Here is a 12,627-nt window from a genome sequence, read left to right on the forward strand (position 1 = left end):
TTATCGACGGCACCTACTTTCACAAGAAATTCCTGCTGGTAGCCTGCACCGAAACGCACGTCATCGCCCGACATTGGTGCCTGCGTGAAAGCTCAAACGAGTACCTGAAACTGCTCGACAAAATCGCGGAATCGTACATCGTTACCACCGACGGGTCGGGGGGAGTGAACCTTTGCTGATCGGGTGGTTGAGTTCCACAGTGCCGAGTAATGGCATACACCTATTTTCCCTTTCATGCACTCTTCAAGCCATAGAACCCGAGAAGAGTATACGAAAGTTCCAAATTTAGGTGGGGGGATCAATTGTGAGTAAAGAATTGTTATTCTCATGGGGATTCCTGCCTTCGGGCGATGACGGAAGTTGTAAGGAAGATGCGGAAATGAAACTATTTAAAGTCTTTACCCTTGTCATTCTCATTGCAGGCGCTTTGTTGTGTATAGCGGGCTTATTTTGGGAAACTCGGCTTACTAATCTTGGGCTTCCTATGGCCCTTCTAGGAATAGCTCTTTCAGTTGCTGCATCAGCTAAAAGGAGGAGTAAAGAGTAATAGGGATATGCTCAGTCTAGGTTTGTCATATAGAAAGACGCCGACTCATTGAAGACTGAGGTAGCGCCTTGCCGGTTGTTGTCTGTCAGCTCAAGCAAGTAGAAGCCCCTAGCGGCAAGGCGTAGGCGATTTCGGAAGAGATACCATGCGACAGCACGGTCGACATGATCACAAATGTTCCACCCATTCCTGGCTACCTCTTAGCCAAACAGCTCATGGGATATCTCGCTGTCCGCAGTCGTATCGACAATAGTCGCCTACGACTGCGGGAAACTCGGCCTACGTGGTTAAGAAGAAGACCTCGAGTTCGTTGTCATGCAGCTCAACAACAGACCACGCGCAACCCTAGGATCTGCAATACCAGCCGAAGAAATGGCCGAACTCCAAGGCTATGCCAACGAAATCTAAAACCGTGTATCCGCGACCACTAGAATCTGCCACCTGCGCATGAGGAGAAGTCCCCCGGATGATGACATCCAGGGGACTTCCCAATGGCGGAGGATAGGGGATTTGAACCCCTGAGGGATGTGACTCCCGCACGCGTTCCAGGCGTGTGACATAGGCCGCTAGTCGAATCCTCCGCTGGAAAACATTACATGAGCCCCCTAATGAAGCAAAATCGCCAGGTCAGGGCGGAAAACTTAAGAATCTAGTGGCTTGAGGTGGGGAGTGCGCTTGGAAGAGGAGTGGGGAGTTGGGTGGCGGGGGAGCGGTTTGGCGTCGGCAAGCAAGGCGCGCTAGGCTAGACCGCAGGATTCCGCGTGGCGTCCATCCTCTGAACTCCCCCAGGGCAGGAATGCAGCAAGGGTCAGGAGGCTCTGGCGGGTGCGCGGGGTCCCCTTTTTATTTGTGTGCTTTCACACGGGGGATGTGACGGGGCGTTAGTATGGTTGCCATATGTCCGCACTACGTCCCGGAAGGAAGACGGATGTCTCTTCTTAATCTTGAAAAGTCCGAGCTTGATGAGCTTGCCGCGCAGGTGCGCAAGGACTACGAGGCCCTCAAGGCTGAGGGGTTGGATCTTGACTTGACCCGCGGTAAGCCGTCCAAGGCTCAGCTTGATCTGTCCAATGATCTGCTCGTCCTGCCGGGCCGCGGCCACTACACCGATGCTGCGGGTAATGACCTGCGCAACTACGGCAACCAGAAGGGCATCAAGGAGCTACGCGATCTGTGGGGCAAGCTCACCAACATGGATCCGGAGCTCCTCATTGCGGCGGACTCTTCCTCCCTGAACATCATGTATGACCTCATCCTGTGGGCCTACACCTTCGGAACCAACAGCTCTGAGCAGCCGTGGTCCAAGGAAGAGAACATCAAGTGGATTTGCCCCACCCCGGGATATGACCGCCACTTCGCCATCACGGAGTCCTTCGGCTTCGAGCTGATTTCGGTGCCGATGGAAGAGGATGGCCCGGACATTGAAGCAGTGGAGGAGCTGGCCAAGGATCCGCAGGTGAAGGGCATGTGGGTAGTGCCGATGTTCTCCAACCCCACGGGTGCCGTCATCTCGGAAGAGAAGACTCGCCGCCTTGCTGCGATGGAGACCGGCGCACCGGACTTCCGCATCGTGTGGGACAACGCTTATGCCGTACACACGCTGACTGAGGATTTCCCGGAGATTCTACCGATCCTGGATATCGCTGCGGAAGAAGGCAACCCGGACCGTTTCTGGGCTATGTCTTCTTCGTCGAAGATTACCTTCGCTGGCTCCGGCGTGAGCTTCTTCGGCTCCTCCGAAGACAACCTCGAGTGGTACTTGGAGCACGCCGGTATCCGTGGCATTGGCCCGAACAAGATTAACCAGCTGGCACACTACGAGTTCTTCGGTTCCGCCGAGGGCGTGCGCGCGGTGATGCGCCGCCACGCTGCGCTGTTGGCGCCGAAGTTCGAGGCGGTTCTTCGCATCCTGGATAAGAACCTCACCCACCATGAGATCGCGGACTGGACCCACCCCAAGGGCGGCTACTTCATCTCCCTCAACGTGATGGAGGGCACCGCGACCCGCGTGTGGGAGCTGGCCCGTGACGCCGGCATTCTCCTGACCCAGGCTGGTTCGGCGTACCCATACGGCGAGGACGCCAAGGACCACAACATTCGCTTGGCACCGTCCCTGCCGCCGCAGGAAGAAGTCGAGGCAGCAATGGATGGCGTGGCCACCTGTGTGCTGCTCGCCGCAGTAGAGAAGCTGGGGGCATAAGGCAATCAACTCCGACGAGACGGCCTACTGGCTCGACCAGATCATCCCGGCTGACCTCGAGTTCAGAAATGTCGAGGGGCAGCGTTTGGGCTTAGCCTCGCTGGAGGGTGAGCAGTCCCTCGCGGTCACGTGTGGCTTCGCCGATGTCGACACCGGGCTAGCGCACGCCGAGCAAGGCATCGACGTGCGCTGTGAGCTCCTCACCGTCGCCCGCACCGGGCAGGTGGAGGTGGCTGCCGCAGTGAGTGCTGCGGCAGCGTTGCTCACGGAAGCCGCAGGCTTGTTGCCCGCGCAACCGGGCCTGCTCTTGCCCAAGCTCTTTGCTGAAGACGATGAGCGCTTCGCTCACTTGAGCGTGCGTCATGGCATGCTCATCGCCCCGTACCTGTGGGGCGGCCAGACCCCGCAGGTGGCGGAGGAGGGCCGCCTGACGCTGGTGTGCCAACTGCTGATGCTGAGCGACGCCGAGTATGCCTACGCCGTCGAGGAAGGCGTGCCGGCGCTGCAGCAGGCGGTGGCAGAGCAAGGCATCGATCTGCTGGATTGGCAGCGCTCGGAGTGACGTGTCGGGTTGAGACGCTACACTGACTAACCGTGGCTCTATACCGGAAATATCGTCCAGCAACCTTCGCGGAAGTGGTAGGCCAAGAGCAGGTCACCACGCCTTTATCCGCTGCCCTCGACGCAGGGCGCATTAACCATGCGTACCTCTTTTCCGGCCCGCGTGGCTGCGGAAAGACGTCGTCGGCGCGCATCATGGCCCGCTCGCTGAACTGTGAGCAGGGGCCAACGTCAACGCCGTGCGGGGTGTGCGATTCCTGTGTCTCGCTGGCCCCGGGTGGGCCGGGCAACTTGGATGTCACGGAGCTCGACGCCGCCTCTCACAATGGTGTCGAGGACATGCGTGAGTTGCGTGACCGCGCCTACTACGCGCCGGCGGAGTCGCGCTACCGCATCTTCATCATCGATGAGGCCCACATGATTTCCGCCTCGGGCGCGAACGCCTTGCTCAAGGTTGTCGAGGAGCCGCCGGAGCACGTGATCTTCATTTTTGCCACGACGGAGCCGGAGAAGATCATCGGCACCATCCGTTCGCGTACCCACCACTATCCCTTCCGCCTGCTAACTCCACCGGCGATGAAGGGGCTGCTGGAGCGCACCGTGGCCTCGGAGAACGTCCACGTGGATGACACCGTGTACCCCATGGTCATCCAGGCCGGCGGCGGTTCGCCCCGCGATACCTTGTCCATCCTGGACCAGCTGTTGGCGGGCGCAGGCCCCGATGGGCTGACCTACGACGTGGCCCGCCCGCTTCTGGGTGTCACGGACGTAGGCCTGCTGGATAACACGGTTGAATCCCTGGCGAACCAGGATAAGGCTGGGCTCTTCCGGCTTGTCGACGATGTCATTGAGGCCGGCCACGACCCTCGCCGCTTTGCCATTGACCTTTTGGATCGTTTGCGGGATTTGATGATCCTGCAGGCCGTCCCTTCAGCGTTGGAGGAGGGGTTAGTCTCGGCGCCGACTGACCGCGGTGAGATCCTCACTGCCCAGGCGCAGCGCTTCTCCGGCCCACAGCTGGCCTACCTGGCGGAAACCGTCAACGAGCGCGTGTCTTCTCTGCGGGGCGCGACGTCCCCACGGCTACTTCTAGAAATTCTGTGTGCGCACCTCATCGTTGGTGCCGCCCCCGCAGCGGCAGCGGCCGGTCAGCTGCCCAATGCCGCGTCAGCGGCAACGGGCGTGCAATCTTCGGCACCCGCAGGGCAGCCCACCGCGCCTGCACAGCGCCAGCAATCTGCAGTCGCCAGCGCCCAGGATCCCGCGGCTGCCGCTGCGGCCATCATCGCGCAGCGCCGCAGCCGTCAGGCTGCAAAACAGGAGGCCCAGCAACAGCAACCACAGCAGGTCGAAAGGACTCAAGAAGCAGCCCAGCAGACGCAGCAGACCCCAACCCCTGAGGCTGCGCAGCCTCAGGCACCGGTGGAGCGCCCTGCACAGCCGGAGGCGCAGCCTGAGCCGCAGTCAGAGCAGCCTGTACAGCGCCAAGAGCGACCGGAACACCAGCAACAGGAGCAGCACGAACAACCGCAGGAAGCGGAACAGCCGGAACAACAAGAACGGCAAGAACAGGCTCAAGGACAGCCACAAGAACAGCAGCCTGAGCCCGAGCAGCCTCAAGACCCAGCCGCGGAAATTCGCGGGCGTTGGTCTGACCTGCGGGCGACGATTGGGCGCCGGAACAAGGTCGCTGAAATCATGCTCGCCGAAGCCCGTGTCCTCGGCGTGCGTGATGACACCTTGGTTCTTGGCCACACCACCGGCGCGCTGGCGGAACGCATCAACTCGCCAGGCACCAACGAGGTCATCGTGACCGTCCTTAAGGAAGAGCTCAACCGCAACCTGAAGGTCACGTGCGTCATCGGCACCGACCCGAAGGCCCACGGCTTCACGGTGGCTGAACCAGCCCAGCGCACCCAGTGGAACCCCAACCAGCCACCACGCGAGGCCGCCGAGCCCGACGAGGAGGCAGAGAGTCCGGAGACTCCGAACAACGCTACTGATTCGCACTCTTCCGACACTGTGCCTGCTTCCGCGGCAGCAACAGAATCTGAAAGAGGAGACAAGCCCAGCGAGTCCGAGGCGAAGGAACCCAGCAATGCCAGTGATGACCCGTGGGGTGCGCCGCGCCGGATCGGGCAGCAGGCTCCGTCTTCTGCAACGACGACGGAGCAGCCGCGTGAGGCAGCTGAGTCGCAGCCGCCGGCAGACCCGCGACCGCCGGCAGAACCACAACGTCCGGACGTCGCCCCGCGCGGGGCGATGGTGCCCCCAAAGAGGGAGGCCCGTGGTAGCCAATGGCGATCACGCATCGCGCAAGCGAGCCAAGTAGCGGCCCAGCGGGACGAAGAGTTTTCCAAAGTTCCCAAGTTTGGCAACGGCGTTCCACTGCCGCCGGAGCCAGGCCCGGAGGAAGGCGAATTCGAAGCCCCACCGGAGGAGTACGGTCCGCCGGCGGGGATGGGTGGGGCGTCGGAAAGCGCAGGCCAAGCGCCTGCCGCGCCGCAGCAGCCTGTGCCTCAGCAAGCTCCCGCTCCGCAGCCGGAGTACACCCGCGCGGATGAGGAGCGCGAGATGATGGAGGCCGCGCAGAATGCCGGCGAGATGGACCACCGCAACGCCACGGAGGTGGCCATGGAGCTCCTCGCACAGGAGTTGGGAGCGCGGCGGCTCTAGCGTGGCATCTGTACACTTGGCGCGTAGTGAAAATAATCGTGTGAAAGGATTTTTAGCATGACTGAGAACGACCCGATGCAGCAGGCAAATGACATGAACGAGATCCTGGCGCAGGCAGCCCGCGTCCAGGCAGAACTGCAGAAGGCACAGGAAGAGATCCTGGCCTCCACCGTTGAAGGCACCGCCGGCAACGGCCTGGTGAAGGTCACTATGACCGGTGGCGCTGAGCTGCAGAACGTTACCATCGATAAGTCCGTGGTCGACCCGGAGGACATCGATACCCTCCAGGACCTCATCGTTGGTGCCTTCAAGGAGGCCCACGCTGCTGCTGGCCGCCTGGCCCAGGAGAAGATTGGTCCGCTGTCCCAGGGCATGGGCCAGTCCCAGCAGAACTACGATGGTCCGTCCTTCCAGGATGTCTTCGGCGGCAACCAGTAAGCCGCGCGTTAGACTTAAAGGCCGTTGTTGCTCTCTTCGTGGAGAGCAGCGCGGCCTTTTATTGTGTCCCCGGCCGTCGAGGTCTGAGGGATTGTTGAGTGAGGGGAGCATTGCGTGTTTGAAGGACCTCTGCAGGATCTCATCGATGAGTTCTCGCGCCTGCCGGGTATTGGCCCGAAGTCAGCGCAGCGCATCGCCTTCCACGTGTTGCATCAGGACCCAGAGGAGATTGACCGCCTCCAGAAGGCGCTGGGAGCAGTGCGTGATGGGGTGACGTTCTGCCGCATCTGCTGCAATATTTCCCGCGAAGAAGTCTGCCGCATTTGCATCAATTCGCAGCGCGATGCCTCCACCATCTGCGTGGTGGAAGAGCCCAAGGACATCCAGGTCATCGAGCGCACCGGCGAATATGACGGCCGCTACCATGTGCTGGGTGGCGCGCTCGACCCGCTGGCGAATGTGGGGCCGAAGGACCTCAACATCTCGCAGCTGCTGCAGCGCCTCGGCGGCGTGCTACCGGACCGAGAGCTTGCTGATTCCACCCCGGAAGAGCCGCTTTACGACGACTCTCCGGACATCACCGAGGTCATCCTCGCCACCGATCCCAATACCGAGGGCGAGGCCACTGCAGCCTACCTCGTGCGCTTGCTGCGGGACTTCCCGGGACTGAAGATCACGCGCCTGGCCTCCGGCATGCCGCTGGGAGGCGACCTTGAGTTTGTTGATGAGCTGACGCTCTCGCGTGCGTTGAGCGGCCGCCTGACTGTTTAAACCGACGCTTCAGGAAACAGAGAATTAACCGTTGAACTTTTTCTCCAGAGCTTCCATGCCGGTAGGACTCATGGGGATTTCGGTTGTGGAAAAACAACTGCGGGAGCCATAAGCCCCGTTATGTCCAAATTCGTCAAAGTATCCGATGTACATCTTCCCCCCTGGATACGCGAAAGCTCGTGTTGTTCACACGAGCTTCGGAAGTGGAGCACCTTGGTGCGTCCGTTGCTTACTGTACCGTGTACCGAAGATTCTGGTCAATAGGTTCAGTTAGTTACTTCTGTTGATATCTAGCGCTGCGAGCGCGGCGGCTCCGAGGCGTTAAAGCGCTCGGTGCGCAGCTGATCAATGGCGGGGATGTTCAAGGGCTCGAGTTCGCTGAGTGCGATTCCCATGGCCTTGGCCAGCAGCAGGTCCGCCAGCTGCGGGTTGCGCGCCAAGACGGGGCCGTGCATGTAGGTAGCGATAACGCTGCCCTGCACCGCGCCCTCGGCGCCGCGCTGGACGGCCCTGTCAGAGAGGTCCAGAATGGCGGCGGTATCCGCATTGCCGGTTCCACGCGTGAGGGTTCCCAGCGGTTGGGCGGCAGGCCCCAGGATGGTTGCACCCATGTGGTTCTCAAAACCGGTGAGCGGCTCGGTGAGCTCAGCGGTGATGCCGGCCTTGGTGGGTTCGGTGGCTACCTCGCCGATGGCGCGCTCGGCCATGGAGGCAGTGGTGGCGTCGATAAGCCCCACGCCATCCACCACGCGGCCGGACGCACGGAAGGACTCGCCGAGCACCTGTAGGCCAGCGCAAATTGCCAGAATCGGGCGACCAGCGGAGGCAGCGCGGGTGAGGCCATCGTCAGCGATGAGGTGCTCCGCGGCGAGAATCTGCGCGGTGTCCTCACCGCCGCCCAGGGTGTAGACGTCGAGGGACTCCGGCACTGGCTCACCCAGCTTGATGGGCACGATCTCTGCCTCGTGGCCGCGCATGCGGGCGCGCTGGCGCAGCACGAGGGCGTTGCCGTCATCGCCGTAGGTGCCCAGGATGTCGGGGAGGATGAGGCCAATCTGCAGGCTAGTCATTCGAGTGCTCCTTTGCTGCTGCGGCGGTAAGGGCCTTCTTCAGATCACGGAAGGCGGTGTAGTTGGCCAAGACCTCGATGCGGCCCTCCGGGCAGGACTGAATAGCGGTGAGGGGATCCGGGATGAGCTCGTGCGAGATATCCGCATAGACCAAACGCACTGCGAGGTCGGTGCCGCGCTCACCCGCAGCCTTGACTGGCAGATCGTCGAAGTCCTCGAAGCGCACGTCCCACAGCCAGGACATATCAATACCGTCGGCCACGTGGCCGTTGGTGGCGATGACCAGGCCATCGGCCTCGCGGTCCACCATGGACAGTGCCTCCTGCCAGCCGGCGGGGTTCTTCGCCAGGAGCAGGCGGATAGTGCGGTTTCCTAGCGTGACGGTGGAATAGCGCCCGGCCACATCATCGACGCCTTCGGCAGCGGCAATGGCCTTGTGGCGGTCCACGCCGAAAGCTTCGACCGCAGCGGCGACGGCTTGGGCGGCATTGCCGCGGTTGGCCTGCCCCGGCAGGGCCAGCTGGAGCTTGTCGACGCCCTTCGGGCTCACCAGTCCTTCCTTTGTTACTGCCCAGGTGGGTGTGGGGCGGCGGAATTCGCGGCCGTCGGCAAGCGGCTTGACCGCGTGCCAGTCCTCGCCCTCGCGCACGATGTGTCCTCCGGTGCGCGGGCAAGTGACGGATTCACCCATCCAGCCGGCACCGGCGGAAACCCAGATGACGTTCTTCGCGTCATAGGCCACGGAGGTCATGAGCACGTCATCGCAGTTGGCGATGATGAGCATGTCCGGGTGTGCCTCGACTGCGCCGCGCAGGGCGCGCTCAATCTTGTTGATCTCACCCACGCGATCCAGCTGGTCGCGGGAGAGATTCAGCAGCACCAGCGCGGTGGGGTTGAGATTATCCGCGACGTGGGGCACGTGGAGCTCGTCGACCTCGAGGACCAAATGGCTCGCGTCCTTGCCTGCCAGAAGCGCGGAGATGATTCCGGCGTCCATGTTGTCGCCGCCATCGTTGGTGGCCACGGAGTGCTCGGTGCGCACAGCAGCGGCAAGCATGCGCGTGGTGGTGGATTTACCGTTGGTTCCGGTCACCAGGATGGCTGGGCGCTGCTTGGCTAGGTTCTGCATGATGGTGGGGTCGATGGCGTTGGCGATGAGCCCGCCAATCATGCCGCCGGCGCCGCGGCCCGTGGCGCGCGAGGCAGTGGTAGCCAGCGTCGCAGCGGTGGTGGCAACCGCAGTGCGCGCGGAGGAGAACGCGCTTCGGAAGTTAAAATTCATGTTCCCCAGGGTAGTCGGGGGACGCTAGCTATCGGTGTTGCGGGAGCGGTTGTGTCCCGAGTTTTGTTGGCCCTGTTGGTTGCCATTACCGCGGCGGCCGCGTCCACCGCGTCGGCGACGCCGACGCCCGTGGTTTCCGCCCTTGTTTCGGTTGTTGTTGCCAGAGCCCTGCGAACCTTGGTTGGTAGCCGAGCCCGAGTGAGCAGGCTTGTCGCCTGCGGAACCCTCGGTTGAAGGGTTCTGGTTCTTCTTATCGTTGTGCCCTTGTTTAGCGGGCTGATGATTACCGGAAGATTTACGGCGGGAGCGACGGCGATTCTTGTTCGTGGAGCGGTTGCGGTTGGACTGCCCACCGGAGCGTCCCTCGCCCTGGCGCTTCCCTGAGTTGCCCGCCCCACCAGATGCGGACTGCTCTTCTGGCTCCGTGGGTTCCTCGATGCGCTCGAGGGCGGCGAGGAAAGCGGTGTCGGACATCAGGGGGATGTCCTTGCGGTGAGCGTGCATGGGCTTGCCCACGAGGTTGGTGGTGATGTTGCAGACCACCAGGGACGTTTCTCGGGTGAGCTTTTCAGAGTAGTTGAGCTCCTCGCGGGCTAGGGCGGCGATGATGGTATCGGGGTCCTCGGTGATTTCCGGGGCTACGACGATCTCCATGCCGCGGATGAGCTCCTTGCCGGGCACATACGGACCGGGGTTGTGGTGCTGGCGGGGCGCTTCAGCAGCGTCGACGCGGACGTGGGAGCGCTGCAGCCCGAAACGATCCGCTCGCAGGTCATCCGGTGTGGCACTGCTCAGTGGGCCTGAAGCTTGCGCGCGATAAAGAGCCACGAGCAGGCGGGTTGCTTCGCGGGAGGTATCTTTTTCTGTCCTCTGCGCACGTTCGACGCTGGCCGTGGGGTCGGGTGCGGAAAGGCCGGTGTCACGCGCGACGGCCGCCAAGCGGATGTCGGTGCCCCACACGCTTTGGCGGCGGGCGGTGGCGAGAGTATCCACGATGGCGACTGGGGTGGGGACGTGTCCCACCTTGAAGCGGCGGCGTCGGCCCTTGCCCCGGTTGCGATTGCGCGCGCGGTTCTGGCGGGCAGCGGCGGTCATTGCACGGCGCGCTTCGGAGACGATGAATCCCCAGGTATAAGGGGTGTCGTGGACGATGAGGGTGCGGCCATCAATGAGCCGGTCCAGGGGCTTGAGCAGCATGGAGAAAGACTGCCCAGCCTGGATTTCTTCGACGCTTAACCCGTGGAGGTGCCGCGGTCCGGGGTCTGCGCCTGGGTTGATGACGGCGTGGAATTCCTGGCCGATCTCCCCAGCGGCGTTGAGAGTCAACGCATCCACGGTGAGCAGGCGGCCGGTCGAAGGGTGGATTCCGGTGGTTTGGATGGTCAGCGCCACGTAGGGAAAGGCGGCGAGAGCTTCCTCGCGGGCAGAGGCCTTGTGCTCCCTATCGGTCTGCTTCTTATCTGCCTGGTGGGGGCGCGGGCCCGGCTTAGGGGCGCCGGTGTGTGGTGACGCCGCGGCCGGCGTCTCTGCAGCGCTGAGCTGCGCTGCAGGCTCGGTGGGGCCGGGTGTCGTAGTCATTGTTCACAGTTTAGTACCCAACTGCGAGGAAGCTGGAAAGGGCACACGAGAGGGGGGTTGTATCCACTGAGTCGCGGTGAAGGTAAGCACGCTGCGGACTAGCCAAAGTCGATGATGATGACCCAGCCGCCGCGGTCGGATTGTTCGGGAGTGGGGTCAGGCTCGCGGCTGGGCTCGGGCTCTTTAGTCGGCTCGGGCTTTCTGGTGGGCTGAGGCTGAGTGGTCGGCTTGGGCTTGCTAGTTGGCGTGGGCTTAGCGGTCGGCATTGGCTCGGTCGTGGGCTTGGGCTTAGCGGTTGGCCTGGGCTCGTTGGTTAGCTGTGGCTTGGTGGTGGGCTTGGGCTTGCTAGTTGGTTTGGGCTTGGTGGTGGGCGTTGGAGTTGCCGGAGCAGAAGTAGTCGAGGGCGCCGGAGCCGCCGTGGGTGGTGTGCTGACGCGCGTGGTCACAGGGGTAGTGGCCGGCGGCGTGCTCGGGGCAGTTGGTTCGTCGTGAGGTGCGGTTCGATCTTCGCCCACCGGAGTAGTGGTGGGAGCAGCCTTTGACGTGGAGGGCGTGGGTTCAGCCGGTGGCTTCGGCGTAGTCGTCACCACAGTCGGCGACGGGGTCGCCTGAGTTTGTGGGGTGGGACGGGGTACGTGGATCGGCGGCGTTGTGCGCGGCCGCGAAGTAGTGCTCAGCGGGTGCGTGGTGGTCGGCGGCTCTGCGGAGCGACTGACCTCACGTGAAGTGGTTGATTCCGTGCTTTTTTCGGTGCTCCTAGGGCTGGAGCTGGGAGCGGTGAACGCCTCAGTGCGGCGAGCCTCCGGAGCGTCGAGCTCCTCCGCTGTGGGTTCGGTGGTCCGAGGTGCTGCTGTTGTCGGTGCTGTATGCGGCAGGTGATCCGCCTGCGGTGAAGTAGCAGCCTCCTCGGCAGCGGGCAGCGGTGTACGTTCCGTGGGCTCAGCGAGCTCCGTGGGTTCTGCTGGTTCTGTCAGCTCAGTAGGCTCTGTGGGCTCGGAAAAACCAGTCGGGCTAAGCGCTCGCGTAGCGTCCGTATCATCCCGCTCCTCGGGGAGGTGGGCGTCTGCAGCCACAATGTCCGCAGTGTCCGCGACGTCGGAGGCCTTGTCCTCAATAGCAGCAGGGTCGGCGTCAGCAGAGTGTGACGTGGACACAGCGAGGGTGTTTTCTTCAAAAGCCGATTCGGCGAGGTTATCGTGGTGTGAACCGGAGGAATTCCCGGAAGATGCGAAGTTGGCAGCCCCGCCGACCACGACGGCAACGCCGGCAGCACAAGCTAGCTTGAGCCCAGTGCTAGCCGCAGCGATCTTTGTTCCGGTCACGGCAACCGCCCCGGCAGAGTTGAGGGACAGGGCTTGTGCACTCTGCGTGGCAGCAGTACCGGCGGTCTTCGCTGCGCCGGTCGCCTCAAATCCGCCGGCTGGAAGGCTGGCTGCGTGTGCCTTGCCACTGTTGGTGACCTTCACGGCCGCTGCGCCCGCGGCGGCAGCGATGATTCCGGCGG

At 62.7% G+C, this 12,627-nt stretch carries 8 protein-coding genes, 1 tRNA gene, 1 other RNA gene and 3 pseudogenes; 8 read left to right on the plus strand and 5 right to left on the minus strand.

All coding sequences use genetic code 11. From position 1 onward, the window contains the following. Positions 1-164, plus strand: a pseudogene (locus tag HMPREF3009_RS13230) (IS256 family transposase); the annotation flags it as partial. Positions 165-304: 140 nt separating this feature from the next. Then, on the plus strand, positions 305-547 hold the full coding sequence (locus HMPREF3009_RS13360) for a hypothetical protein (RefSeq protein WP_128081864.1): 243 nt from the start codon (positions 305-307) through the stop codon (positions 545-547). Between the two features lie 492 nt (positions 548-1,039). On the opposite strand, the gene HMPREF3009_RS00255 is transcribed toward HMPREF3009_RS13360, so the two are convergent. Next, positions 1,040-1,128 (minus strand) — tRNA-Ser (locus HMPREF3009_RS00255). Between the two features lie 167 nt (positions 1,129-1,295). On the opposite strand from HMPREF3009_RS00255, the gene ffs reads away from it, so the two are divergent. From ffs to recR, 6 genes are all read left to right on the plus strand, one after another. Continuing rightward, an RNA gene (gene ffs, locus HMPREF3009_RS00260) (signal recognition particle sRNA small type) lies at positions 1,296-1,394 on the plus strand. Between the two features lie 81 nt (positions 1,395-1,475). Next, on the plus strand, positions 1,476-2,747 hold the full coding sequence (locus HMPREF3009_RS00265) for an aspartate aminotransferase type Ic (RefSeq protein ID WP_049157814.1): 1,272 nt from the start codon (positions 1,476-1,478) through the stop codon (positions 2,745-2,747). 85 nt (positions 2,748-2,832) lie between these two features. Then, positions 2,833-3,309 (plus strand): suppressor of fused domain protein, encoded by a 477-nt coding sequence (locus HMPREF3009_RS00270; RefSeq protein WP_049157816.1) that lies wholly within the window; start codon positions 2,833-2,835, stop codon positions 3,307-3,309. A 32-nt stretch (positions 3,310-3,341) separates the two neighbouring features. Beyond that, entirely contained in the window at positions 3,342-5,984 is a 2,643-nt protein-coding gene (locus HMPREF3009_RS00275) for a DNA polymerase III subunit gamma and tau (protein ID WP_083312687.1), read from the plus strand. Positions 5,985-6,041: 57 nt separating this feature from the next. Then, positions 6,042-6,422 carry a YbaB/EbfC family nucleoid-associated protein gene (locus tag HMPREF3009_RS00280; RefSeq protein ID WP_046648833.1) on the plus strand — a complete coding sequence of 127 codons (381 nt, stop codon included), beginning with the start codon at positions 6,042-6,044 and terminating at the stop codon, positions 6,420-6,422. A 114-nt stretch (positions 6,423-6,536) separates the two neighbouring features. Next, a complete protein-coding gene (recR, locus tag HMPREF3009_RS00285) occupies positions 6,537-7,193 on the plus strand; it encodes a recombination mediator RecR (RefSeq protein ID WP_010190001.1) in 657 nt (218 codons plus the stop codon). A gap of 290 nt (positions 7,194-7,483) precedes the next feature. On the opposite strand, the gene HMPREF3009_RS00290 is transcribed toward recR, so the two are convergent. From HMPREF3009_RS00290 to HMPREF3009_RS00305, 4 genes and pseudogenes are all read right to left on the minus strand, one after another. Further along, on the minus strand, positions 7,484-8,263 hold the full coding sequence (locus HMPREF3009_RS00290) for a type 1 glutamine amidotransferase (protein WP_070679280.1): 780 nt from the start codon (positions 8,261-8,263) through the stop codon (positions 7,484-7,486). After that, positions 8,256-9,545, minus strand: coding sequence for a Mur ligase family protein (locus tag HMPREF3009_RS00295; protein WP_070509691.1), 1,290 nt, complete (start codon positions 9,543-9,545; stop codon positions 8,256-8,258). Before HMPREF3009_RS00295 ends, HMPREF3009_RS00290 begins: the two co-directional genes overlap by 8 nt. A gap of 411 nt (positions 9,546-9,956) precedes the next feature. Next, positions 9,957-11,123, minus strand: a pseudogene (locus HMPREF3009_RS00300) (DNA polymerase III subunit epsilon); the annotation flags it as partial. A gap of 98 nt (positions 11,124-11,221) precedes the next feature. Beyond that, a pseudogene (locus HMPREF3009_RS00305) lies at positions 11,222-12,627 on the minus strand (hypothetical protein); the annotation flags it as partial.

Source organism: Corynebacterium sp. HMSC034H07 (genome assembly GCF_001815175.1).
GTDB classification, from domain to species: Bacteria; Actinomycetota; Actinomycetes; order Mycobacteriales; family Mycobacteriaceae; genus Corynebacterium; species Corynebacterium hiratae.

Excerpts from the sequence above, each read along its gene's own strand:
- HMPREF3009_RS00280 (WP_046648833.1), top strand. The coding sequence starts at position 6,042 with ATGACTGAGAACGACCCGATGCAGCAGGCAAATGACATGAACGAGATC.
- HMPREF3009_RS00290 (WP_070679280.1), bottom strand. The coding sequence starts at position 8,263 with ATGACTAGCCTGCAGATTGGCCTCATCCTCCCCGACATCCTGGGCACC.
- HMPREF3009_RS00295 (WP_070509691.1), bottom strand. The coding sequence starts at position 9,545 with ATGAATTTTAACTTCCGAAGCGCGTTCTCCTCCGCGCGCACTGCGGTT.
- HMPREF3009_RS00265 (WP_049157814.1), top strand. The coding sequence starts at position 1,476 with ATGTCTCTTCTTAATCTTGAAAAGTCCGAGCTTGATGAGCTTGCCGCG.